The organism is Serratia sp. ASV30 (genome assembly GCF_016428815.1).
Classification (GTDB): domain Bacteria; phylum Pseudomonadota; class Gammaproteobacteria; order Enterobacterales; family Enterobacteriaceae; genus Chania; species Chania fonticola_C.
Genome location: NZ_JAELTL010000030.1, coordinates 28,682 through 53,442, shown reverse-complemented (window position 1 = coordinate 53,442; position 24,761 = coordinate 28,682). Strand labels below are relative to the sequence as shown.

The window sequence follows — 24,761 nt, the reverse complement described above, 5'->3', positions numbered from 1 at the left end:
TCACTGACTCTCCCGCGCAATGTCTGCCATTCGATGCTGGCACCATAGCCAGCTGCTAATGCCGCCCAACAGGACGGCGGCTACCAGTGCCGCCGCCACCAACTGCGACTCACCGTAAAATTTACTCACCACCGGCACCATCAGCGCGCTCGCGCCGTAGCCCAGTGTATGGCTAGTGGCGATCGCTCCCGCCCCTTTGCCGGTAGATAACTTATCGTTCAGCATCAGTTGATAGCCCGGCGTCGCCATCGCGGCCCCAAACGAAGCCAGCGCACAGCCGAGATAAAACAGCACCAGCGGAGCGGTACACATCAGCCCCAAGCCAGCGATCATCAACAAAGCGGCAACCATCAGCAGTTGCGGCGGAGTAAGACGCTGTGGCCGCACCACCAGAAACTGTGCCAACAGCGTGCAACCTGCCGCTACGCTGAGCAATACCGCCACATGGTGGCTAACGGTCGTCGCCGAATGGCTGAACAACTGCTGCAAATGCGGAGCCAAGCCCAACTGCATCAGGCTGACGCAGCCCGCCAGCAGCAACGCACACAATAAATAGGGCATCATCGTCAGCCGCAGGCGGTTTTGTTGATGCGCCACCGCGGGCAGCGGAGGATCGTTATGCTGGCGGCAGATCACCAGTAACGCGATCAGCGGCGCAATCGCCATCAGCCATAGCGGAGCCATCGGATGCAAAGACAGCGCCACGGCTGCGCACAGCGGGCCAAGCAACCGGCCACAGCTCAGGCCAGAGCTGATAGTGGCCAACGCCGCCATACGTTGTTCATACCCAGCACGTTGCAGCGCCCAAGTCTGGCTGGCGGGCACCATGCCTGATACTGTCAGGCCATAGATAATGCGCGCCACAATCAATCCGCCCAACCCAGCCATTTCAGGCAGCCAGCCAGCAGCCAGCCCCCACACGGCCAAGGCCAATAACGCAAAGCTGAGCAGGTAACCCGCCAGGGCCATAACCACCACGTATTTACAGCCGCGAATTTCTGCCTGCCGCCCCCACCAGGGAGAACCGACAAGAAACAGCATCGATCCCAGCGTTAGCAACCCCGCCCACACCGACAACGAAAGTTGAGTCAGGCTGACCAACACGGGTAATGCAACCAGCAAGCCATTTTGCCCAATGCCCAATAGCCCGGCACAAAACGCCAGCGGCCAGTTTGAAGGAGAATCATTACCAATTGCAACGATTTTTGAACCCGAAAATAAGCGCATCAAGTGAAATAACCGTTAAGAAAATGATGTTTTTGTGTGTAATTAATCAAAAAATTGTATCATGCGGTGATTGATAATAATAAGAACTATTGATATAAGAATCATTCTCAATCGCTCCAGAGTGACAAGGGTCATGACCATCCAGTTAGCAAGCGCAGCAACCGATGTGGCTGCGCAATGTTTCCTCAACGCGCTAATGCGTGAAACTCGGGACTGGCACATCGTGCCGGCAACCAATAGCCAACCTCCTCAGCTACATCTCCCACTTTCGGATAGCCAGTTTATACGCATTCCATTACGGCATATCTCGCCAACCCAACATCATCAATATCAGTTCCCCGCCTGCCTGAATGGCAACGGTGAAGCGCTGAGTTTTGAGCGTTTGGTTACGCTGTTGCTGGCCAAACCGGCGATAAAAGGCCAACTGAGTGAGGAGGTTTTGGCACGCTTTCGCCAGCGAGTGCTGGAAAGTCATGACAATACCCAACAGGCGATCGCCATCCGGCTGGACTGGCCAAAGCTACGTGACCAGCCGCTGAATTTTGCCCAGGCGGAACAGGGGTTATTAGCTGGCCATGCCTTCCACCCGGCTCCGAAATCCCATGAGCCCTTTGATCATCAGCAGGCACAGCGCTATCTGCCAGATTTTGCTGGCAGCTTCCCCCTGCGCTGGTTTGCGGTAGAAAAGCGCCACCTGTGTGGCGACAGCCTGGATCTGACGTTACAGCAGCGCCTGCAACGCTTCGCCGCAGAAAGCGCACCACAGTTGCTAGGCCATTTTACCGATGACGTCTGGCTGCTGCCGATGCATCCATGGCAGGCCGATTATCTGCTGACACAAAGCTGGTGCCGCGAGTTGGTCGAGCAGCACAAGCTGTGCGATCTGGGTGAGGCCGGTGAGCGTTGGTTGCCAACCAGCTCTTCACGTTCGCTATATCACGCGGGCAGCCGCGACATGATCAAGTTTTCCCTCAGCGTACGGCTAACCAACTCGGTGCGTACCCTGTCGGTCAAAGAAGTGAAACGCGGCATGCGTCTCGCACGTCTGGCAAAGACCCCCCGCTGGCAGGAGCTGCAAGCTCGTTATCCAACGATGCGCGTGATGCAGGAAGATGGCTGGGCCGGGTTACGCTCCGCAGACGGCACAATCCAGGAAGAGAGCCTGATGGCGCTGCGCGATAACCTGCTGTTCGGCCAGGCACAGAATCAAACCAACGTGTTGGTCACCTTGACGCAAGCAGCGCCAGACGGTGGCGATAGCCTGTTAGCTGCGGCAGTGCGCCGCCTGGCTGCCCGCCTGCACTTGCCATTGCAGCAGGCCGCCCATTGCTGGCTGGACGCTTACTGCCAGCAGGTGCTGCTACCGCTGTTCAGCGCCGAAGCCGACTACGGCCTGGTACTGCTGGCCCATCAGCAAAACATTCTGGTGGAAATGCAGCAGGACTTGCCGGTGGGCATGCTGTACCGCGATTGCCAGGGCAGCGGCTTTACCCGCGATGCCACGCCTTGGCTGGATGAAATCGGCGAAGCCGAAGCGGAGAACCGCTTTAGCGAGCAGCAGTTGTTACGCTACTTCCCCTACTACCTGCTGGTGAATTCGACGTTGGCCGTTACCGCCGCTATGGCAGCAGCAGGGTTCGACAGTGAAGAGAGCCTGATGAGACGAGTACGGGATGCGTTAACCACGCTGCGTAACACGGCGAAAAATACCCGTTGCCTGGACTATGTCCTCGACAGCCAACATTGGAACTGCAAGGGCAACTTCTTCTGCTATTTGCACGATCACAATGAGAACACCATTGTCGATCCGGCGGTGATCTACTTTGACTTCACCAATCCGCTGCGCGTGGAGGCCGCTCAATGATGCCCGTTGCCAAGATTGTCCACGCCACCAGCGGATTCCGCTGCGAACTGCTGGGGAAAAACCTGTCCCTTAGCCTGGGATTGGACGGCAGCGCTACGTTGCATTACCCAGGCTCACTGCCAGCAGGCTGGCTGATTCAGGCGTTGGATCAGTTGCTGATCGCGGCTCCACAGCTGAGCGGCATTGCCCTGCCCTATGCCGAATGGCGTGAGGAGCCACAGGCTCTGGCACTGTTCTCCCAGGCCTGTGGTGATTACCTGGCCCGTGAAACCTTCTACCAACTGCCGCTGTGGCTGATCGCCGAACGCCATACCGCTGGCGGCCAAATGCATTACGATGCCGAGCGCGAGCTGTGGTTTCCGCAGCGCCCTGCACGGCCCAGCGGTGAGGTGTATCGCCGCTACGATCCGCAAATCAAACGTAGCTTGAGCTTCCGTTTGCCCGAAGTGGAGCGCGACGCCGAGCAGTTCACCCGTTGGATGAACTCCCCCCGCGTTGACGCCTTCTGGGAAATGAGCGGCCCACTCGAGGTCCAGGCCGCCTATTTACAGCGCCAGCTGGATTCCAGCTATTGCTACCCGTTGCTGGGCTGCTTTGACGACCAGCCGTTTGGCTATTTCGAAGTTTACTGGGCACCCGAAGATCGCATTGGCCGCCACTATCGCTGGCAGCCGTTCGATCGCGGCCTGCACATGCTGGTCGGTGAAGAAGACTGGCGTGGCGCACAGTACATCCGCAGTTGGCTACGTGGCCTGACCCACTATTTATACCTGGATGAACCTCGCACCACTCGCGTCGTGGCCGAGCCACGCGCAGACAATCAGCGGCTGTTCCGCCATCTGCCCACCGCTGGCTACCACACGCTGAAAGAGTTTGATTTCCCCCATAAGCGTTCACGGCTGATCATGAACCAGCGTGATGACTTCTTCCGCGAGGGACAGGTATGAGCCGCCACGATTACGCCGATTGGCAACGCGTTAACCTGCAGATGATCGCCAAGATCCTGGCGGAACTGGAGTATGAGCGCACTTTGCAGGCCGAGGAGCACGACGGGCAATGGCAGATTGCGCTAGGTGATGCGACCTACCGCTTCAGCGCCAAACGCGGGATCTGGGGTTGGTTGCACATCGACGCCAACAGCCTGAGCTGCGATGGCCTGCCGCTGGCCGCCGATCAAACGCTGCGGCAACTGGCGCAGGTGCTGAAGATGGACGATGCGCAGATCGCCGAACATTTGGAAGATCTGTATGCCACGTTACGCGGTGACATGCAGTTACTCACCGCTCGCCACGGGATGAGTGCCAACGATCTGATTGCGCTGGATGCCGACGCGCTGCAATGCCTGCTGGCAGGTCACCCGAAGTTCGTCTTCAACAAGGGGCGTCGTGGCTGGGGGCTGACGGCGTTGCAACAGTATGCGCCAGAATATCAGGGCCAGTTCCAGCTGCACTGGGTGGCCGCCAAACGCAGCAGCTTTGTCTGGTGCATTGACGAGGACTTCCCGCTAGAAAACTTGCTCAACAGCGCGATGGACAGCGGGGAGCGCCAGCGCTTTGACCGCCGCTGGCACGACCTGAAGTTGAATAACGATTGGCTGCCGGTGCCGTTGCATCCATGGCAATGGCAGCAAAAAATCGCTCTGCATTTCCTGCCACAGCTGGCCAGCGGTGAACTGGTCGAGCTGGGTGAGTTTGGCGATCGCTATCTGGCTCAGCAGTCCCTGCGCACTTTGACCAATACCAGCCGCCGGGTGCCCTTCGATATCAAGCTGCCGCTGACCATTTACAACACCTCCTGCTATCGCGGCATTCCGGGCAAGTACATCAGCGCCGGGCCTGCGGCTTCACGCTGGTTACAGCAGATTTTCGCCAGTGACAGCACCTTGCAGGCCAGCGGCGCCCAGATCCTGGGTGAACCGGCGGCGGGCTATCTGGCCCACCCAACCTACGGCGCACTGCCCAAGGCCCCCTATCGTTATCAGGAAATGCTCGGGGTGATCTGGCGTGAAAACCCGTCCTGTTATCTGCAACCGGGCGAGCAGGCGATCCTGATGGCTACGCTGATGGAAACCGACAATCAGGGTGAGCCGCTGATCGCTGCCTACATTGCCCGTTCCGGCCTGAGCGCAGAGGCGTGGCTGGCGCAGATGTTCCAGGCGGTGGTGCTGCCGATGTACCACCTGATGTGCTGCTACGGGGTGGCGCTGATCGCCCACGGCCAGAACATCACACTAGTGATGAAAGACCATGTACCGCAGCGGGTACTGCTAAAAGATTTCCAGGGCGATATGCGCCTGGTAGATCAGGACTTCTCACAGGCCGCTTCACTGCCACAGGTGGTAAAAGACGTAACGGTGCGCCTGCCTGCCGACTATCTGATCCATGACCTGCAAACCGGGCATTTCGTCACCGTTTTGCGCTTTATTTCGCCGCTGATGAGCGGCTGCGGCATAAGCGAACCGCGTTTCTATCAAGTGCTGGCACAGGTGCTGGAGCGCTATATGGCGCAGCATCCGCAGTTGGCCGACCGCTTTGCCCTGTTCGACCTTTTCAAGCCGCAGATTATTCGCGTGGTACTCAACCCGGTGAAACTCACCTATTCAGAGCAGGATGGCGGCAGCCGCATGTTGCCGAACTATCTGCAAGATCTGGATAACCCTCTTTATTTGGTCTCCAAGGAGTTTGCCCAATGAATCAGCCTCTGGATTTCATCGGCATCGGCGTCGGCCCATTCAATCTGAGCATTGCCGCACTCGGCAGTGAGGTTACCGGCTTTAACAGCAAGTTCTTCGAACGTAAACCGCACTTCTCCTGGCACCCCGGCATGATGGTGCCGGACTGCCATATGCAAACCAGTTTCCTCAAGGATCTGGTCAGCGCGGTTTCACCGACCAACCCGTACAGCTTTCTCAACTACCTGGTGAAAAGGAAGAAGTTCTACCGCTTCCTGACCACCGAGCAGCGTACGGTCTCCCGCGAAGAGTTCGCCGACTATCTCGACTGGGCGGCTAACGGGCTGGAGACGCTCGAGTTCAGCCAAGACATCCGCAGCGTGGATTTTGACGACCAGCAACGCCAATTTGTTGTCACCACCCAGCGCGATATCTACCGTGCCCGCCATATCTGCCTAGGCATCGGTAAACGCCCCAAACTGCCAGACTGCGTCAGCGAGCAAAACGATCGCTGCTTCCATGCCAGCGAAATGAGCCTGCGTAACCCGGATCTTAGCGGCAAACGCGTCACCGTGATCGGCGGCGGCCAAAGCGGTGCCGATCTGTTTTTGAATATTTTCCGCGCCGAGTGGGGCCAGCCCAAGCAGTTGAACTGGATCTCACGCCGCAACAATTACAACGCGCTGGACGAAGCCGCCTTCGCTAATGAGTACTTCACGCCGGAATATGTAGAAAGCTTCTACACCCTGAGCGACAGCGCCAAGCAGCGCATGCTGACCGAGCAGAAAATGACGTCGGACGGTATCACTAGCGGATCGCTGCTGGCGATTTACCAGGCGATGTATCACCGCTTTGAAGTATTACGAGAAAAGCCTTGGGCCCACCTGCTGCCTAGCCGTTCATTGGCCGCGATGCACGCATCCGGCAATGGCTATCAGCTGGTCACCCATCACCATCTCGATCAGGGCAAGGAAACCTTCGACTGCGACGTGGTGATCTTCGCCACCGGCTATCAGCAAGACCGCCCGGCGTTTCTCGCACCGCTGGCCAATCGCCTGCTGACCACGGCGAACGATGAGTATCGCATCACGCCGGATTTCACCCTGGAATGGCAGGGGCCGAGCGAAAACTGTCTGTTTGCCGTTAATGCCGGCATGCACAGTCATGGCATTGCCGAACCCCAGCTCAGCCTGATGGCTTGGCGTTCGGCCCGTATTCTCAACCGGGCATTAGGACGCGATTGGTTCGACTTAACGTCCACCCCGGCTGTGATCCAATGGCGTAGCCAGCAGGCAGCGGTCACCGCCCAAACTGCACACGACGCCATCTTTAACTTTAACTAACCATGGAAACGTTTGAACAACAATGAAACGCAGACACCTCTGGGTACTAAACCCTTGCCTGTTGGCAATGCTCGCACCAACGGCCTGGGCAGAAGAACAAAAAAATGATGACCAACTGGTAGTTTCCGCCAGCCGTTCTCACCGCAGCGTAGCGGAAATGGCCCAGACCACCTGGGTGATCGAAGGCCAGGAAATTGAGCAACAGGTGCAGGGCGGTAAAGAGATCAAGGATGTGCTGTCGCAGCTGATCCCGGGCATGGACGTCAGCAGTCAGGGCCGTACCAACTACGGCATGAACCTGCGCGGCCGTTCGATGATGGTGATGATCGACGGTGTGCGCCTGAACTCATCGCGCAGTGACAGCCGCCAGCTCGATTCAATCGATCCGTTCAACATTGCCCATATTGAAGTGATTTCCGGGGCTACCTCGCTGTACGGCGGCGGCAGCACCGGTGGCCTGGTTAACATCGTGACCAAGAAGGGCCAGGAAGAAAAACAGGTTGAGCTCCAGCTTGGCGGTAAAACCGGCTTTAACAGCAGCAGCGATCACGATGAAAACGTGTCGGCAGCGGTCAGCGGTGGCACCGATAAGGCTTCCGGCCGCCTGTCGGTTTCCTATCAGCGTTACGGCGGCTGGTATGACGGCAAAGGCGACGAGGTGCTGATCGACAACACCCAAACCGGCCTGCAATACTCCGATCGTATCGACCTGATGGGCACCGGCACCATCAATATCGACGATCATCAGCAGTTGCAACTGACCACGCAATATTTCAACAGCGAGTCAGACGGTAAGCACGGCCTGTATCTGGGGCAAAACTTCTCGGCGGTGACCGGCAGCGGGCAGGCCTACAACAGCGGTAATCTGGATTCGGATCGTATTCCAGGCACCGAGCGCCATCTGATCAACCTGCAATACTCCAACACCGATTTCTGGGGCCAGGATCTGGTGGCGCAGGTGTATTATCGTGATGAGTCGCTGACCTTCTATCCGTTCCCTACCCTGAGCGGCGGCAAGGTAACCAGCATCGGCGCTTCGCAACAGAAAACCGATTTCTACGGCGGCAAGCTGACCCTGAACAGCAAGCCGATCGACAGCCTTACGTTGACCTACGGCTTCGATGCCGACCATGAAAGCTTCAATGCCAACCAGCAGTTCTTCAATCTGGCGAAGGCCCAGCAGTCTGGCGGGATGACGCTGCAAAATGCCTACAACGTCGGCCGCTACCCGAGCTATACCACCACTAACCTGGCACAGTTCATGCAGGCCAGCTACGACATCGATCCGATGTTTACCCTGAGCGGCGGCGTGCGCTACCAGTACACCGAAAACAAGGTGGATGATTTCGTTGGCTACGCACAGCAACAAGGGATCGCCAACGGCCTGGCGACCTCTGCCGATGCCGTGCCCGGTGGTAAAACCGACTACAACAACGCGTTGTTCAACGCCGGTTTGCTGGCCCATCTGACAGAACGCCAGCAGACCTGGTTCAACTTCTCACAAGGGTTTGAGATCCCGGATCTGGCCAAGTACTACGGCTCCGGCACCTATAAGCTGGTGAACGGCCACTATCAGCTGCAAAAAAGCGTCAACGTCAATGACTCCAAGCTGGACGGCATCAAGGTCGACTCCTACGAGCTGGGCTGGCGCTACAATGGCGACAATCTGCGTACCCAGGTTGCGGCCTACTATTCCCTGTCAGACAAGACCATCACCATCAACAAAACCGATATGACCATCAACATGAACGCTGACAAACGTCGGATTTATGGTATGGAAGGCGCGGTGGATTACTTCTTTGATGACAGCGAATGGAGCACCGGTGCCACCTTCAACCTGATCAAGTCGGAAACCAAGACCGATGGTAAATGGGAGAAGTTGACCGTCGACACCGCCAGCCCGTCGAAAGCCACCGCCTACGTCAACTGGGCACCGGGTGACTGGACGGTGCGCGTGCAGTCGCAGCAAACCTTCGACGTTTCCGACAGCCAGGGCCGCAAGCTCGACGGCTATAACACCATTGACGTCCTCAGCAGCTATGCCCTGCCGGTAGGCAAGGTCAGCTTCAGCGTAGAGAACCTGTTGGACAAAGACTACACCACCGTGTGGGGCCAACGTGCGCCAATCCTGTATAGCCCAACCTACGGCGCGCCGGAGTTGTACAGCTATAAAGGCCGTGGCCGCACCTTTGGTTTGAACTACTCAGTCCTGTTCTGAGACATCTCTGATATCACCAGGCCGAATTAATCTATTCGGCCTGCTTATCATCCGCACAAGGAATGCGTGCCCCACCAAGACTAAAATCATAAATAAAAAAGCATAGATATGTTTAACATCTATACATACCTGTTATTATTGCGATTCATCCCACTTGCGAATGGCGAAAATAAAATATAAGATAAAAAGTCATTAGGATTCCTCTGAATACAAATCTGTCAGATAACTGATTATTTCAACCTTAACTTCACTCACGCGTTTTTTTAAAAGAAAAAACAAAAACCATAGGCGATAAAGCCCCCAAAACAGCACATTATGCTTATGCATTAAATTTCCTACAGTAATGATATTAAACATCAAAAACCAGCCAATCATCCGATAAAAACAAACAAAAACACCAAAAATCAGGCAGCAATAAGACTTAAATTCTTTTTATTCTGGTTATTTTTTTATTTTTATGAATTGACATTAACTCTTCAGGCAATAATATATAAAGCCAATGTGTGGAAATGACAGTTCCAATTTATGAAGTCGGAGCCAGACAGTTTTAGCAGCGGATGCGGCGGAGTTGATAATGGATGATACGAGTCAATTTAAATATGTAGCAGCCCCCATCACCAAGGCGGGCGAGAGTGGGTTATTGCTTTTTGGCTATATTATCAATGATGAGTATCAGGTAGATATCAAATCGGGTTCGGTAATCAAACTCTATAATACGATAGAGTATCACTATCAGGGTGAGGAACGATTTACCAACTATCTAAAGCTGCGTGAAACGATGCTGCGGTTACTGACGTATCTATTGGCACACGCAAGCTGTGGCTATGTTTCCAACCAGGAATTACTGGTACAGGTTTGGGAGAATCATAACCTCTCCTCCTCAACCACCAGATTGACCCAAGTAATTTCCGAGCTAAAAGCAAGGCTAAGTAAAATTGGTATCGCTGATGATTTTATTAAAAGCTCGCGAGGAAAAGGATATACCTTACGTGGAGCCTCTGTAACGCCGCTGTATATAAAAAAAATATGATTTGATTGCTTATCGCCAAAAAAAGGGAACAGCATTTTCACTGCCATAGTGAAATGACGGCTCTGATGTCACTCCATGTCACACTCAGAGTATTTTAAGGATAATTAACAAGGATCATATGCAATGAAAAAAACCACATTAGTCATGGCTCTCTCACTGGCTATCGGCGGCTTTGCTGCGCTTCCGGCTTCCGCTGCCATCACCGTAGCGGGTGGTAACATTAATTTCACCGGCGAAGTCACTGACGCAACTTGCCTGATCAACGACCAGACGCCAAATGGTGCTGTTGATCTGAACGTGCCTTTAGAGACGGTCAGTGCCAGTGAGTTAAGCTTTGCCGGTGCCACGGCCAAGCCTGCGCCATTTACCATCAGACTGGGTGGCCCTTCTGATTTAAACTGCACCAACGGTAAGATTGCTTCAGTGTATTTTGAACCAACTAGCCCGGCTATCGATAATGCGACCGGTTGGTTGAAAAATACTTCAGCAACCAATCCTGCGTTAAATGTTCAGGTACAAATCCTGAATGGCGAAACCAACAGCCCGATCAACCTGGTATCCGGCAATAACAACCATGCGCCGAAAACCATCGTCAATCAAACTGCCGAATATACCTACTTTGGCCAGTATGTTGCTGTAGGTGGCGCGGCGGGCCCGGGCCAAGTTGCCTCAACGGTTAAATACAGCATCGTTTATCAATAAAACCTGACTGAATAGATTATGGCCCTGTTACCACAGGGCCATATTTGCCACGTCTATACTGACGAGATTGTTATGCGCTTGATTAAAAAATATTGGCCACTGCTATCGCTGCTGTTAAGCGGATTTTTTTCCTCCTCTTTGTATGCCGGTATTGTCATATCTGGTACGCGCGTGATCTACCCAAGTGATGCCAAAGAAGTCTCGCTGAAACTGGAAAATAAAAGCCGTTTTCCACTGTTGGTGCAATCCTGGATTGATGCAGGCGATGCGAATTCAGCGCCTGAGGACAGCAATGTCCCCTTTATAATCATGCCACCGGTTTCACGAGTTGAACCCGCCAAGGCGCAAACCTTACGTATTACCGCAACACCGTTGGTAAGCCACGCCACCGACCGCGAGACGCTATATTGGATCAACGTGCTTGAAGTCCCTCCCCAGTCGAAAGGAGATCAGAATTACCTCTCCATCGCCTATCGCAATCGCCTGAAGGTATTTTACCGCCCCTCAACGTTGCCAGGGCTATCACTGGAAACCATGGATAAGGTGAGTTGGCAACGGCAAGGGGAAAAACTGCTCGCTAAAAACCCCACGCCATACCATATCAGCTATGCCTCCGTGCAGGTATCTGGCTACGGCACCGCCTCGGTAGCTGGCACTGATGGCGGCATGATCGCACCCTTCTCTGAGCAAACCTTTCAACTAAAACGCGATAACAAGGTTATTGCGGTGCCGCCAAATAGCGTAATCACCAAGGCGATTAATGACTATGGGGCTTTTATTGAAAAAATATACCCGTTAGGCCGCTGACATAACCCTTTTTCAGAAGTATTGGCTTATCTGAGTCATCAAGGATGCTATGACTAGGTGTAAACCGACAATAAAAACCGCGCTGACGTGGTTTCTTTCATGTGCCATGGTTTCAGCGACTTCCAGCTATGCGGCAGACTCGCCCGAAGAAGTGACATTCGATCCCAGTTTTTTCCCTGGCGGTAAGGTCGGAACATTCGATCCGGCCCAATTCAGCCGCAGTAACGTCGTTGTTCCTGGTATCTACACCGTGGCGATCGAACTTAACGGCCAGCGGATCGGCAATGAAAAAATCCAGTTTAAGGCCCAGCCGGGCAATAACCTGCAAACCCTTCCCTGCTATCCGGGCAGTTTCTTCTCGTTGCTCAATTTGAGCGCAGAGAAACTGTTGGCTCAGATCCCTGCCGTGCAATTGGCGCCATTAGTGCAAGCGGGCTATTGCGGTTCACTCAGTGAACTCCTGCCCGGGGCCACCGTCAGCTTTGATGTCGGCGAGCAAAAGTTGACGCTGACGATACCGCAGTTGCTGCTCAACAGGACAACGCGTGGCTATGTCAATCCCGAGCTGTGGGAGGATGGCTTAACCGCCTTGATAGTGAACTACAACGCCAACGTTTATCAGTCAAGACAGCGGGAAAACAGCAACACCTACGGCTATCTCGGGCTGCGTAACGGCCTGAACTTCGGCCCTTGGCGCGTGCGAAATAACGGCAGCCTCAATTGGTCCTCGGGAGAGAGTGGCGGGGATTACAAAAGCACATCGTCTTATATCAGCCGCGATGTCACCGCGCTGCAATCTCAATTGATCCTGGGTGACGCCTTTACCAGTGGCGAACTGTTTGACGGCGTACGTTTCCGAGGGGCCAGACTTTATTCTGATGATCGCATGCTACCTGACGCCCTACGTGGCTACGCCCCCGTAGTACGGGGCATAGCCAATACCAATGCCAGAGTGATCATTACTCAGAATGGTTACACACTCTATACCACTACGGTATCTCCGGGACCTTTCGAGATCAACGATCTCTACCCCACCAGCTATGGAGGGGAGTTGACCGTACAAGTAGAAGAAGCTAATGGCCAAGTCAGATCCTTCACTGTTCCCTATGCTTCAGTGACTCAAATGTTGCGGCCAGGGATAAGCCGCTACGAAGTGGCTGCGGGTAAAGTGAATAATGATGGGTTGGCACACAAGCCTGAATTTGGCAGCCTGACCTACCAGTTGGGCCTGAGTAATTTCATTACCGGCTACACCGGTGCCACCGCCAGCAAAGGGTACCTTTCGGCCTTATTGGGTGGTGCCATGAATACGTTCATCGGCGCCCTCTCATTGGATGTCACCCAGGCGAAAACCCGTTTGCCCGACCAGCATCCGCGTTCAGGGCAAAGCTATCGAATCGGCTTCAGCCAGATGTATCCAGAAACACAAACCAGCTTCTCCGTGGCCGCTTATCGTTACTCAACCGACGGTTTCCTGAGCTTAAATGACGCCGTCCAACTGCGCGATCTGGCCCTGCGTAATGGAAATATCGATGCCTATGGCCGTCAACGTAGCCTGTTTACGCTTTCGGTCAACCAGCCGCTGGGAGAAGGTTGGGGAAACCTGTATGCCGTCGGCAATCATACCACTTATTGGAACCAGAGCAGTTCGCAACAGGGCCTGCAGCTAGGCTATAGCAACTTCTGGCGCAATCTTAGCTATACCCTTTCGGTCAACCGAACGCTGAGCGGTCAACTCACAGGAAATACAGAAGAGACAACGGCAAATCGGCGGGAAACCCAATATGCGTTGACGCTCTCGTTACCGCTAGGCTCGAGCCTCCATGCACCAACGCTCAATGCTACCGGTACTACCGACGACAAGGGGAGCACTGGCCTGATTGGCCTGTCGGGCAATGCGGGTGAACAGAATCAGTTTAACTATGTCATCAGCACCAGCCGTAATACTGAAGGCAATAGCAACTTTTTCAACGGTGGCGTTGGCTACCGCTCATCCCTTGCCCGTATGGGCGCAAACTATAGCTATGGGCAGGGAAACCGGCAGGTTTCAGCAAGCATGGATGGTGCTCTGGTGGCCCACCGTGGTGGTATCACTTTAGGGCAATCACTTGGCGAAACGGGTGGTCTGATAAGGGCACCTGGTGCTGAAGGCGCTCTCGTCACCAGCGCTCCCGGCGTTCAGATCGACCGTTTTGGCTATGCCATCGTCCCTTACCTGCGGCCCTACTATCTCAATCAGATCGATATCGACCCCAAGGGCAGTTCACAGGACGTGGAGTTGCTGTCTACCCGCAATACCACCGCTCCCCGCGCTGGTGCATTGGTCCTGCTTGATTATGAAACCAAACGCGGCAAGGTGACCTACATCAGAGCCAAGCGACCGGACGGTAGCCCACTGCCCTTCGCTGCCAACGTCTATGATGCGCGAAACAACGCCGTAGGGGTTGTAGGCCAAGCCAGCCTGGTGGTGGCACGCGATCTCGACCTGAAAGGCGTGTTGCAAGTGAGATGGGGGGATAGTCAGGCAGAGCATTGCAGTATCCATTATTCGCTACAGCCAGGCACCGCTGAAGAGGGCAGGCAGTTGATTCAAGGCGTCTGCCAATGACGAAGTGCCCACACGAAATGAGAAACAACATGAAAAGAATATTCGCCTCAGCAACGGCGATATCACTGATGCTCTGCGGCAGCCTGTATGCACAGAATGCGCTCGCAGCAAGTGCGGGTTGTGATTGGGATAGTTCCTCCGCAGTCAAAGCTCCGCTTGATACCCGATTGACCATCGGCGGCTATGTTACCGTGGGAGAGGATCTTCCCATCGGCAGTGTGATCTATTCCCAACGTATCCAGACCAATGGCAACGGCGCCAGTCTGCTGTGCCGCGCGGGGGTTTATGACCTGGTTAACACCGTCATCAGTGCTCCCCATGGCCAATCCAGCTACCGTGACGCAACGTTTCCCACCGTGTTCAATACCAATATTTCTGGCGTCGGGGTAGCCCTGTGGCAAGGTACCCCAGACGGTAACAGCGGCTCCCATCTTCAGCTCCCAGGTAGGCTTACTGCCTTCTTTTCACCCAGCCGCGACAGCGTTTTCAACTTTACCGGTCAGGACGATGCCGCAGTCAGTTTTAATATTGCAATGATTAAAATAGCCGCCAATATCGGCAGCGGAACGATTAGCAGCAGCGATCTCCCCAGGTTCAAAACCTCATTCGATGGCAATGGTGAAAGTTTTGTCTATCAACAAGCGAGGATAGTGGGCAACCTGACGGCGATCCCGGCGACCTGCAACGTTGGTAACAATTATTACCTGCCGCTCGGGGAGCACTATCCTGATGAGTTCAACGGTATCGGCAGCACGGCAGGCAGCGCCGAGACCCAGATTGTGCTGTCGGGTTGCCCTGCCTTCTATGGTTCAACCTCTTACGGCGTTTTCAAGCCCAACGTTATCAGCCTCAAGCTGACGCCGCGCAACGGATTTATTGATGCTGAACGCGGGATCTCGAAACTGAATACCACCGCCGGTGACGCAGCCTCAGGGATAGGTGTCCAACTGAGCTTCAGGCAGGAAAACGGCAACTACCAATGGGCCAAATTCAACCAGAACATCAATCTGGCAAATTACATCACCTTCCTTGAAGACCGCGGCAGCGATTACAGCCTGGGCGTCAAGGCGACTTATATACAAACCTCAACCCCTATCCGGGCGGGCAGGGCTGATGCCCAAATAGAATTTATGATCACCTATCAATGATCGGGAGTGGTGAATGAAGATAACAAATACGCAGAGAATACTGTCTCTGCTGGTGCTGATTTGCTGCGGCACCAGCGTTGAAGGCGCCTCTACTGGCATACTGAACGTCACTGGCTCCATTAAGCTCGCAACCTGTTATTTTGACAGCGTCGAGGGGCAAAAACGTAAGGACTACGACTGGATGATGCAGCAGGTCTCTGTGGGGAGCCTACGCGCAGCCGGTATGACTCATGGCCGTTCGCTAGGCAGTATCCATATCGGTGGGGTACATTGTACCAATGGTTACACGCCCTATATTACGCTGGGAAATGGGCCGACGGTCAGTCCGGATACCGGCAACCTGGTCAATACGCTGAACGGCGAGGCCGAAAACGTCGAAATCAGGCTTCTGATGAATGACAAGCCGCTGGATTTACGCACTGGCCCACGCGTTGGCTGTGCCGTTATTGCCGATCACCGGAGCCAGTGTGATATCGGCTATGAGTATTATGCAACCGGGCGCGCAACCCCCGGAAAAGTGAAGAGTGCGGTACTGTTTAATATCAGCTATGACTGATTTCTTCAGTGCACCAAGCAAATTGATGCCTGCGATTGTCCGGTAGCAGGCATCACCCCCACCCCGTCTATGGCATATTTCGTCCAGAGTAAATCTCCTGCATCTCTTTACATAACAGCTTGCCGATCTCCTGTTGCCTGGCCTCACTGAGGGTATGCAACCTGGTGCTGAACAGGTAATTATGCAAATCGAATGCTTTCAGCAACATCTTGGTATGGAAGATATTTTCCTGATAAACGTTCACATCCACCATCTGGTATAACGACTGTATCTCTGGCGAAATGAAGTTTTGGATCGACGTGATCTCATGATCGATGTAATGCTTCACCCCATGCACATCCCGGGTAAAACCTCTGACCAGATAATCAATCGTCACAATATCTGACTCCAACTGCTGGACCAGGTGGTTGAGGGCTTTCAGCGGCGAAATCACCCCGCAGGTCGAGACGTCGATATCGGCACGAAAGGTGCAAACCCCACACCCAGGGTGACTTTCCGGGTAGGTATGAACACAGATATGGCTTTTGTCCAAATGCGCCACAACGGACTCTGGCTGGAGAGGTTTGACGCCATTTGGGTTTACCGGCTCCTCACTGGCGAGAATAGTCACGCTAGCCCCCTGAGGCTCATAGTCCTGGCGGGCAACGCTCAACACGTTAGCCCCAATCAGCGAACAGGTTTCAACCAGGATCTCGGTCAGACGGTTAGCATTATATTGCTCGTCGATGTAGGCGATATAGCCGTCGCGCTCCTCTGCCGTCTCGGCGTAACAAATATCATAGATACAAAAACTCAGACTCTTGGTCAGATTATTGAATCCGTGCAGCTTGAGCCTTGGCAATTTACTTTGCCTCCCTTGTCCCTTCACCTAATTGCATACGGGCAACGCATTCCGGCAGCCCAGCCTTAATCATGGTTTCATCATTTTTGACGGTGATAAACAGGCACTGCTTATCCTCATCAAATGCCAGGCTATTGGGATGCGGAGCCATAGGTATGGTCTGTAGCAGGCAATAGCGGGCAGTATCAAATACCGTTAGCGTGCCCGCGCCAATATCCACGCGAATGCCTTTGCGATTGGCGACGTACAGCCTTTGCCGCTCGCCATCCCATGCCAGGCCGATCGGCACTTCATCCGTTGCCATACGTGCGATAACGTCGCCATTATCGGCGTTCAGAGCAAAGACCTGATGACCCGCGCTACGGGCAACATATTCACGTTCCAGATGATTGTTACGCCAATCGCTACGGTCAATGCCCTGATCGACACCGAAGATCCGGTTTTGCTGTGGGTCATAGACCATATTAAGCAGTTGATCGGCTTCGATCTCCCATCGGGAAACGATCGTCAAGCTATCTGGATCAACCACAAACAGCTGGCCCTGCATGTTAGATACAAAGACACGGCGCCCCGTTTCATCCAGCGTGATCCCCACTACGTTATAGCCGAAACCGTGAATAATCGTCTCCAGTTGACGCTTGCGGGTATCCACTACCAACAGCACGCTATCGATACCCAACCCCAGCCCTGGCAAGAACAGGCGCTCACTACGTGGATCGAAAACCAGCTCCCGCAGCTTCCATGGAAAACCTTCACTCACGCCAAAGCGCTCCAATTCCCGTAATAAAAAAGCCTGCCGCTCGCCGACAATCCCTTCTCGTTGATACAGTTGCTTGAAAGCAATCTCCTGCATCAGCGCAATGGTGGCGATCGGCCGATTGGCGGCGATATCCACCACGGCGACGGTGCCGTTAAACCCCTGGGAGAGGTAAAGATGCCCACGGCGATCGTCCAGCGCTACGCCAAACCCTTTGACTTGCAACGGGATCTCCTCCTCAACAGCCAGGGTTCGCGGATTTATCCGCAGTACACGGGATTGCCGCTCATCCTCCCAATCGGGAGAGCTGACAAACAGCGCCTGCTGTGAGGCGCTATAAACCAGCTCTACCAGGGTTTTAGCCGGGTAGATGCGCTGAATATCGGTCAACGGCTCCTGCTTCATAACACACTCCTGTTATGGCGTAATGCATCAAGCCGTAGCGCCGGTTGACCAACGGAATCGGCCATAACGGCAAACACCTGACGTGTCGTTTGGACGATCTGCTGCACCTGCTCGCATGAATAGCGATCGGTGCGATAGCTCAACATGACGCGAACCGAAGGCTCGCCGTCGATTTGCTCTTCCATCACCTCAAACTGCAACCCCAGCACCGATTCCGTTTTCTCGGGATCGATCTGGCGAAAGCGGATCTGCTGGCCGTCGGCCAAGCTAAATACCCCGTTAAGCTTATTTTTGGCATGGAGCTGAATGAAGACCTCAAACATATGGCTGTCGCGCGGTGCGCAATCACCAAACAGCCTCTCTTCGACCAGATCGATCGGGATGTCGCTAAAAGGCAGCGAATCATTTATCTGCCGTTTCACGTCATCGATCAGCCCGTTCAGCGTGGTGCCATCGGCAAAACCGATCCGATGAGCGACAACGGTGGTGAAGTAACCGATGGTATCGAAAAATTGCGCGTCGTTACGCCCAGAGGCCGAAGTGCCAATGACCAGATCTTTCGCGCCACCAAGCAGATGGAGTGCCGCAGCAATTCCGCTGTATACCACGTTAAACAGTGAGGCACCCTGCTGCTTCGCCAGGCGGTAAAGCCCAGTGGTGACGGCGTGTTCCAGTTTGAACTCAACCCAGTTGCCGGAGTGAGAAGCCGCATCGGCCTGTTGCGCTTCGCTGGCAAAAATCGATGCCGAAGACGGTGCATGGTGCAAACGTTCCAGCCAGAACCGCAGATGTCGATCGTTGACCCCGGCCTGTTGCTGTTGGATTGCGAACGCGTGGAACGGCGCGGGTGTCTGCTGCCACTCCGGTGCCGATCCGGCGAAACGGCTTGCCATCGCCAAAGCCAATTCATCCATCAGGATATTCACCGACCACTCGTCCAATACAATATGGTGGAACAATAGCGACACCACCTGTTGGCCATTTTCCTCATCCTGCAGGAAGGTGATGCGTACCGGTAACTCATCATCGAGCTCAAAGTGGTGGCTGGCTGCGCGTTGTAGCGCCTGCTCCAGCGGCACATCCTGAGGCTGTGAATGCCAGAACCATTCGTATTGAGACAGCATCTCCGGCGGAACGATCTGCTGATAAACCTCGCCGGAAATGTCGACAAACAGGGTGCGCAGAGCTGGATGACGCAGCAAAATATCCTGGAAGGCCTGGAAGAAAAGCCCTTCATCAATCGGGTCGAGAAAGCGCAGCGCAAAGGGAATATTGAAGGCCTCACCGCAGCCTAGCGCCTGATAGATTTTCCACAATGACCGTTGCGCCAGCGATAAAGGAGCCTGCGGACTTAGCAATGCCAAACTCTCCGCTTGCTTACCCGGCGAAGCGGGCACGTTATTAACTATGTAGGCATAGCGCGCCAGTTGAGCCGCGCTGGGATAGCTGAAGAGATCGTTGATATTGATCTCAATATGCTGCTGGCTCTTCAAACGGCCAATAATGCGGGTGGCAATCAGCGAGTGCCCGCCGCAATCGAAGAAATCATCATCTTCTCCCATCGTGGGCACGGCGAGCGCCTCGCGGAAGGCTTGCAGGATATGTTGCCGTATTGCCGCATCAGATCCCGGCGTGACAGAGGAAGCCACTGCCCCCGGAAATACGGCCACCGAGGTCTGCCGAGCGGCACAATCTGGCAGGGGCAAGCGCTCCATAATGAACGGCTCAGAGGAGTGCGAGAGAACTTGTTGCTGATACAGTGCACTGACCTTTTGCGGTATATCTCGCCAATCCAGCGATGCCGACAGAATGCGATGCACCACCATCCCCAGAATGCCCCCCCTGTCGCCGGAAAACAGCATAAAGCGCAGTGGTGGAGCCTGTTCCAGGTCAAAAGGTATCGCTTTGGCGCTTAACAGGGTGTCAATAGCTTCCTGGGGATGGCGGATCGTCTGGATGGTCAACGCTGGCGGTGAACACGTATTGTCACTGCGCATCAGCCCGCGCTCACCATAAACGTAACGGGCGTTGATACCTGGCAATTGCCGCTGGGTTTGTTCCAGTACGTTGACCAAGCGGCCATAATCCACGGCACCGGTTAACTGCCAGGCCAACACCTGTTGGCCTTCCCCATGTAGCTGTTGCTGGTGTTCGAACCAGGCCTGCTGCTCAAACTCGCTAGCGGCTTCTTCTTCACCGCTGAATTCGCTAAAACTCGTGTTCACATTTCCCTCCCAGGCAAAAACCTGCTGCGCCTTTCATTGACGATAGATGGCCTTAGAAATCCAGTTGGACAACGGCGCCAACCAGCCGTGGCCGCTGAATAACCGCGGTAGAAACGTCGTTATTCATCACCATGACGCGTTTATCAGAATCAAACAGGTTTTGCGCAAACACGCTGACGCGCCCCTGCTTGAAGGTATAAGCCAGCTGCATATTGGCAATCACTCTGGAAGGGATTTTCCCGCGTGGATCGTTGTCGTACTGGGAATAATAGGTATCGGAAAGCGTTACATTACCGCTTAACTCCAACCCCGGCATAAGATTATATTTCGCCCCCATATTGGCGGTGACTGCCGGAGCGCGCGGTAATTCATGCCCATCGATTCTGCTGTCAGAGAATTTCTTGATTTTTGTTTTTAATAACCCTACTGAGCTATTCAACTCAAAATTCCCCGTCGGTTTCCAGATAGCCCCAAGTTCAGCACCATAGGTTTCGACTTTATCTGCATTGCGGATCATCATTGAGTTCATAGTGGAGTCCAGATAATACGGCAGCTGCATGTCTTTATAGTCGTTATAAAACAGGTTGGTGATCACCTCGAGATTAAGATCTTCAATGCCATGGCGGCTATACAACTCATAGTTCCAGACATATTCAGGATCGTAGGTATAGTTGATCAGGGGGGCTGAAAACGTCATCCCAGCGCCACCGCCGTTATAGCCGCGAGCCACCTTGGCACCAAAGGTTTGCCGCGATGAAGGCTTCCACGCAACATCCAGCTTGGGCAGGAACACATCCCAGGTTTGATCAAAATCGACCTTACGCGCCTTGCCGCCCTTACGTTGACGGTGCTCTCTCTCCACTCGGCTGGCGGCGGTAATATCGATATGTGGCAACACGGCCCAGGTCAATTCGCCAAAGGCGGCGTAGGTATCTGTTTTATCCTTGAACGGGCTACCGCCGGGGAACAGGTTAACAAACTCATCCTGCGACGCATGGAAGTAACGCGCACCAACCAGACCACGCCAACGATCGTTTGGTGTACCGAAAAGCACCAGCGGCTCCATTTGGAACTCTTTGCCTTCGATGTCGGCCCACGGCAGCGCTTCTGCGGTACGGCGATGGTTACTAAAATCGGTATAAACAAACTTGTTCTGGACGCTTAACTGCTCCGACGGCTCCCAGGCAATATCCCAAATACCACTGGTGGATTGGGTCTCAACGACTGGGCGACGCCGGTCAAAACGGGAGCTGGCATGGTTAGCCGGGCTTAGCGCTTCATTCTGCGGTGCCTGGCTTTCATAGTGATTTATCGAAAGTTTAGTGGTGAGATCACGTAGCCCAGCAGGGTTATACAGCAGCTTCCCACGGATGTTGGTCACTTCGATTTCGCGTGGATTACCCACAGGTTCGTAGGAGATCAGATCGACAAAACTCTCCCGCCGCTGACGATCGGCGCTCAGGCGAAACGCCAATTGGTCCTCAACAATCGGCCCCGATAGCATGGCAGAAGCCTGAGTAGAATCCTGATTTCCGCCCCCGGCTCTGACCGCCGAAGTCCAGTCAAACGTCGGATCCTTGCTGCTCATGACCACCGCACCGGCAATCGCATTACGACCCTGAATGTAGTTTTGCGGCCCTCGGTAGACTTCGACCCGTTGCATATCCCACAGGGATTGCGGCCCGACGGCTAATTCGTTATAGGTTAAGGAACGCCCATCGAGCGAGAGGTTCATACGTGGCCGCGTACCGCTGAGGAAGGCATTGGCGCCATTGGCTGGCCCTGAACCATCAATACCGCGAATGGTTGGAATATCGTTACCAATGCCCGTATCCAGGACGTTGGCCGTCATTTTTAATAAATCGGATACCTGTGTTGCACCGGGCAGTGAATCTATCCGCGCATCGTCAAACACCTCAATACTGGATCCGGTATCGTAAATAGTACGTCTTACTTTTTCCCCGGTAACAATAATGGTATCAGGCTCGTTATTCTCATTGCGTATTGGAGCATCATCGGCAGCAATCGCATCCGCTGCGGCGAAAACACATAACCCTAGCATGACGGAGGGCATATGATATTTTTTATAAATACGTTGGGGCCTGTTACATAATGAAACCGGGCATTTTTTATCACCCTTTAGTTCGCTCATTGATATCTCCTTTGCCAAATGCACACTAAATTTTTATTTTTCAACTGAGCGACAAAGAACACACTGCTTAATTGGCTGGTCTTTACGACCTTATTATTCGTCATCCACCAGGATTTCCCGAGGTACGTCGGCCAAGAAACAAGTAAGCCAACGCACGTAAACGATAATCATTTACAATATTGAATGCAAATCAATTTGACCATATTTGCGACACTCATCCCTTAGCCTTAGCGACAGCCGCCACGCAGTAGCAGAGCCAGCAAGTACCCGCCACCTATCATCCCCGTCATTAATCCTACCGGCATCATCAGCCCTGATGGCTGTATCTGGGCGACAATGTCGGCCCCTAACAACAGGCTGCCGCCCACCAGACCCGCACTGATCATCGGCAGGTTCGGACTGCGTGTCAGGCGGATTGCCAGCTGTGGGGCCATAAGCGCGATAAAGGCAATCGGCCCTGCCGCGCTGGTTGCCACCGCAGCCAGAATCACGCCGCAAAACGTCATAATCTTGCGGATGAGATCAACACGGACACCCAACTGGTGGGCTACCTCATCCCCCATTGTCATGATGTTCAACGCCCTGGCACACATCAGCACCACCGGCAATAACAACGCGATGCTGGTGGCCACAGGGATAACATGCAGCCAGTTTCTCCCCTGTGTGGTTCCCGCCAGCCACAAAGTGGCCATCACGGCGTTATCAATATCGCCTTTAACCAGCAGCAAACCATTGAGGGCACTGAGTACCGCACCAACACCAATGCCCATCAATATCAGACGGTATCCCTTCACCACACCGTGATGATGGGCTAGCCAGTAGACCAGCAGCGACGTCACCAGCCCCCCGGCCATGGCCGAAAGCACAATCGCCACGGTGTTACCGTTAAGCAGGACAATCTGCACAATCGCACCGGTTGCCGCACCGGTGGTAAAGCCAATGACGTCTGGCGATCCGAGCGCATTGCGCGATACGGACTGAAAAATCGCCCCGGAGATGCCCAAGGCGCCCCCAACGAAAACCGCCGTCAACACGCGCGGCAGACGGATCGCCCTGACAATTTGCTGCGCCATGGGATTTCCTTCCCCCGTGATGGCTTGCAGCACGCTCGATACCGGCAACGTAAAGCGCCCCACCGTCAGAGCGAAAGCGGCAGCAACCAACAGCAGAGAGGCCAAAGCCAGGCATACCAGCACCGTCCTGTTGACGCTCATACCCGTTCCCCCTGCCAACGCTTCACCAGCAACACAAAACAAGGACCACCGGTTAGTGCCACCATGACGCCAACGCTGACTTCACCGGGATAGCCAACGATGCGCCCCAGAATATCAGCCAACAACACCAGCATGGCGGAAAGCAGCATGGCCCAAGGCAATAGCGTTCGATGCTGCAATCCGGCAATGGCACGGGCAAAATGCGGCGCGGTCAGGCCAACAAAAACGATTGGCCCAGCCGCCGCCGTGGCCGCTCCGGCCAGTATCACGATAATCAGCGCGGACATGACCACCAGCCAGCGCGGATTAACGCCGAGTGCCTGGCCGGCATCCGAGCCGAGTGCCGCAATATCCAGCATTTTGCTGCTGGCCAGCGCCAGCAACAGCCCCACGCCCACCAGCATGGCAACCGGGAGCAGTACGTCGAACCCTCTTCCCTGTAACGATCCAATCACCCAGTGCCGGAAGCGATCGAACGCCTCTGGTTCACTGTTGATAATGACGAGCTGAGTCAGGCTAAGCAGCACAATAGTCAACGCGGCTCCGGCCAGCACAATCCTTACCGGGTTATTGCCATCAATGCCGCCCACCAGCAACACCGCAACGCTGACTATCGCCGCACCGGCCACGCCAAACCACATACTGCTAAAGACATTCGTCACATCAAACAGCGCGATTGACAAGACGATCGCCAACGTGGCACCGGCATTCACCCCGAGCAGGCCGGGATCCGCCAGTGGATTACGGGTGAGCGTCTGCATGATGACGCCAGCCGCGCCGAGTGCCGCTCCAACCACCACCGCCAATAAGGTGCGCGGCAGCCGTAGATAGCAGACCAGTAAATGCTCACTATTGTGCGGATCAAACTGCGTGATCGCCTGCCAAATCACCGCAGGCGGAATGGGGCGAGCACCGAAATAGAGGCTAAAGCAACCGAGAACCAGCAGTAAAACCAGCCCAGAGACCAGGCCAGCCTGTCGCCAAGCACACATT

At 54.4% G+C, this 24,761-nt stretch carries 18 protein-coding genes; 11 read left to right on the top strand and 7 right to left on the bottom strand.

Annotated features, from left to right (window positions below):
- On the bottom strand, positions 1 to 1,227 hold the full coding sequence (locus tag JHD74_RS14705) for an MFS transporter (protein ID WP_199062979.1): 1,227 nt from the start codon (positions 1,225 to 1,227) through the stop codon (positions 1 to 3).
- Positions 1,228 to 1,360: 133 nt separating this feature from the next.
- Between JHD74_RS14705 and JHD74_RS14700 the strand changes: the two genes are divergently transcribed.
- From JHD74_RS14700 to JHD74_RS14650, 11 genes are all read left to right on the top strand, one after another.
- On the top strand, positions 1,361 to 3,091 hold the full coding sequence (locus JHD74_RS14700) for an IucA/IucC family siderophore biosynthesis protein (protein ID WP_199062978.1): 1,731 nt from the start codon (positions 1,361 to 1,363) through the stop codon (positions 3,089 to 3,091).
- Positions 3,088 to 4,038 (top strand): GNAT family N-acetyltransferase, encoded by a 951-nt coding sequence (locus JHD74_RS14695; protein WP_199062977.1) that lies wholly within the window; start codon positions 3,088 to 3,090, stop codon positions 4,036 to 4,038. The genes JHD74_RS14700 and JHD74_RS14695 overlap by 4 nt, the downstream gene beginning before the upstream one ends.
- Positions 4,035 to 5,783 (top strand): aerobactin synthase IucC, encoded by a 1,749-nt coding sequence (gene iucC / locus JHD74_RS14690; protein WP_199062976.1) that lies wholly within the window; start codon positions 4,035 to 4,037, stop codon positions 5,781 to 5,783. Before JHD74_RS14695 ends, iucC begins: the two co-directional genes overlap by 4 nt.
- The gene (locus JHD74_RS14685) at positions 5,780 to 7,105 is read left to right on the top strand and encodes a lysine N(6)-hydroxylase/L-ornithine N(5)-oxygenase family protein (protein ID WP_199062975.1); all 1,326 of its coding nucleotides are present in this window, start codon (positions 5,780 to 5,782) and stop codon (positions 7,103 to 7,105) included. The genes iucC and JHD74_RS14685 overlap by 4 nt, the downstream gene beginning before the upstream one ends.
- A 22-nt stretch (positions 7,106 to 7,127) precedes the next feature.
- Positions 7,128 to 9,323, top strand: coding sequence for a TonB-dependent siderophore receptor (locus JHD74_RS14680; RefSeq protein ID WP_199062974.1), 2,196 nt, complete (start codon positions 7,128 to 7,130; stop codon positions 9,321 to 9,323).
- Positions 9,324 to 9,897: 574 nt separating this feature from the next.
- A complete protein-coding gene (locus JHD74_RS14675; protein WP_024529005.1) occupies positions 9,898 to 10,353 on the top strand; it encodes a helix-turn-helix domain-containing protein in 456 nt (151 codons plus the stop codon).
- Between the two features lie 123 nt (positions 10,354 to 10,476).
- Positions 10,477 to 11,055: a fimbrial protein gene (locus tag JHD74_RS14670; RefSeq protein ID WP_051372359.1), complete on the top strand. Its 579-nt coding sequence runs from the start codon at positions 10,477 to 10,479 to the stop codon at positions 11,053 to 11,055.
- Positions 11,056 to 11,127: 72 nt separating this feature from the next.
- Positions 11,128 to 11,862 (top strand): molecular chaperone, encoded by a 735-nt coding sequence (locus tag JHD74_RS14665; protein ID WP_024529007.1) that lies wholly within the window; start codon positions 11,128 to 11,130, stop codon positions 11,860 to 11,862.
- 49 nt (positions 11,863 to 11,911) lie between these two features.
- Positions 11,912 to 14,470: a fimbria/pilus outer membrane usher protein gene (locus tag JHD74_RS14660; protein WP_199062973.1), complete on the top strand. Its 2,559-nt coding sequence runs from the start codon at positions 11,912 to 11,914 to the stop codon at positions 14,468 to 14,470.
- 29 nt (positions 14,471 to 14,499) lie between these two features.
- A complete protein-coding gene (locus JHD74_RS14655; RefSeq protein ID WP_199062972.1) occupies positions 14,500 to 15,618 on the top strand; it encodes a fimbrial protein in 1,119 nt (372 codons plus the stop codon).
- A 13-nt stretch (positions 15,619 to 15,631) separates the two neighbouring features.
- Positions 15,632 to 16,174 carry a fimbrial protein gene (locus tag JHD74_RS14650; RefSeq protein ID WP_199062971.1) on the top strand — a complete coding sequence of 181 codons (543 nt, stop codon included), beginning with the start codon at positions 15,632 to 15,634 and terminating at the stop codon, positions 16,172 to 16,174.
- Between the two features lie 67 nt (positions 16,175 to 16,241).
- On the opposite strand, the gene speD is transcribed toward JHD74_RS14650, so the two are convergent.
- From speD to JHD74_RS14620, 6 genes are all read right to left on the bottom strand, one after another.
- Positions 16,242 to 17,015: an adenosylmethionine decarboxylase gene (gene speD, locus JHD74_RS14645; protein ID WP_024529011.1), complete on the bottom strand. Its 774-nt coding sequence runs from the start codon at positions 17,013 to 17,015 to the stop codon at positions 16,242 to 16,244.
- A 1-nt stretch (position 17,016) separates the two neighbouring features.
- Positions 17,017 to 18,177, bottom strand: coding sequence for a YncE family protein (locus tag JHD74_RS14640; RefSeq protein ID WP_199062970.1), 1,161 nt, complete (start codon positions 18,175 to 18,177; stop codon positions 17,017 to 17,019).
- The gene (locus JHD74_RS14635; RefSeq protein WP_199062969.1) at positions 18,174 to 20,402 is read right to left on the bottom strand and encodes a condensation domain-containing protein; all 2,229 of its coding nucleotides are present in this window, start codon (positions 20,400 to 20,402) and stop codon (positions 18,174 to 18,176) included. Before JHD74_RS14635 ends, JHD74_RS14640 begins: the two co-directional genes overlap by 4 nt.
- Positions 20,403 to 20,454: 52 nt before the next feature.
- Entirely contained in the window at positions 20,455 to 22,476 is a 2,022-nt protein-coding gene (locus JHD74_RS14630; RefSeq protein ID WP_370592651.1) for a TonB-dependent receptor, read from the bottom strand.
- A 305-nt stretch (positions 22,477 to 22,781) separates the two neighbouring features.
- Positions 22,782 to 23,768, bottom strand: coding sequence for an iron chelate uptake ABC transporter family permease subunit (locus JHD74_RS14625; RefSeq protein ID WP_199062968.1), 987 nt, complete (start codon positions 23,766 to 23,768; stop codon positions 22,782 to 22,784).
- Entirely contained in the window at positions 23,765 to 24,760 is a 996-nt protein-coding gene (locus JHD74_RS14620; protein ID WP_199062967.1) for an iron ABC transporter permease, read from the bottom strand. Before JHD74_RS14620 ends, JHD74_RS14625 begins: the two co-directional genes overlap by 4 nt.
- Position 24,761: the final 1 nt, after the last annotated feature.

Excerpts from the sequence above, each read along its gene's own strand:
- JHD74_RS14670 (WP_051372359.1), top strand. The coding sequence starts at position 10,477 with ATGAAAAAAACCACATTAGTCATGGCTCTCTCACTGGCTATCGGCGGC.
- JHD74_RS14650 (WP_199062971.1), top strand. The coding sequence starts at position 15,632 with ATGAAGATAACAAATACGCAGAGAATACTGTCTCTGCTGGTGCTGATT.
- JHD74_RS14620 (WP_199062967.1), bottom strand. The coding sequence starts at position 24,760 with ATGTGTGCTTGGCGACAGGCTGGCCTGGTCTCTGGGCTGGTTTTACTG.
- JHD74_RS14630 (WP_370592651.1), bottom strand. The coding sequence starts at position 22,476 with ATGCCCTCCGTCATGCTAGGGTTATGTGTTTTCGCCGCAGCGGATGCG.
- JHD74_RS14665 (WP_024529007.1), top strand. The coding sequence starts at position 11,128 with ATGCGCTTGATTAAAAAATATTGGCCACTGCTATCGCTGCTGTTAAGC.
- JHD74_RS14700 (WP_199062978.1), top strand. The coding sequence starts at position 1,361 with ATGACCATCCAGTTAGCAAGCGCAGCAACCGATGTGGCTGCGCAATGT.
- JHD74_RS14655 (WP_199062972.1), top strand. The coding sequence starts at position 14,500 with ATGAAAAGAATATTCGCCTCAGCAACGGCGATATCACTGATGCTCTGC.
- JHD74_RS14685 (WP_199062975.1), top strand. The coding sequence starts at position 5,780 with ATGAATCAGCCTCTGGATTTCATCGGCATCGGCGTCGGCCCATTCAAT.
- iucC (WP_199062976.1), top strand. The coding sequence starts at position 4,035 with ATGAGCCGCCACGATTACGCCGATTGGCAACGCGTTAACCTGCAGATG.
- JHD74_RS14695 (WP_199062977.1), top strand. The coding sequence starts at position 3,088 with ATGATGCCCGTTGCCAAGATTGTCCACGCCACCAGCGGATTCCGCTGC.
- JHD74_RS14705 (WP_199062979.1), bottom strand. The coding sequence starts at position 1,227 with ATGCGCTTATTTTCGGGTTCAAAAATCGTTGCAATTGGTAATGATTCT.
- JHD74_RS14680 (WP_199062974.1), top strand. The coding sequence starts at position 7,128 with ATGAAACGCAGACACCTCTGGGTACTAAACCCTTGCCTGTTGGCAATG.
- JHD74_RS14675 (WP_024529005.1), top strand. The coding sequence starts at position 9,898 with ATGGATGATACGAGTCAATTTAAATATGTAGCAGCCCCCATCACCAAG.
- JHD74_RS14625 (WP_199062968.1), bottom strand. The coding sequence starts at position 23,768 with ATGAGCGTCAACAGGACGGTGCTGGTATGCCTGGCTTTGGCCTCTCTG.
- JHD74_RS14660 (WP_199062973.1), top strand. The coding sequence starts at position 11,912 with ATGACTAGGTGTAAACCGACAATAAAAACCGCGCTGACGTGGTTTCTT.
- JHD74_RS14640 (WP_199062970.1), bottom strand. The coding sequence starts at position 18,177 with ATGAAGCAGGAGCCGTTGACCGATATTCAGCGCATCTACCCGGCTAAA.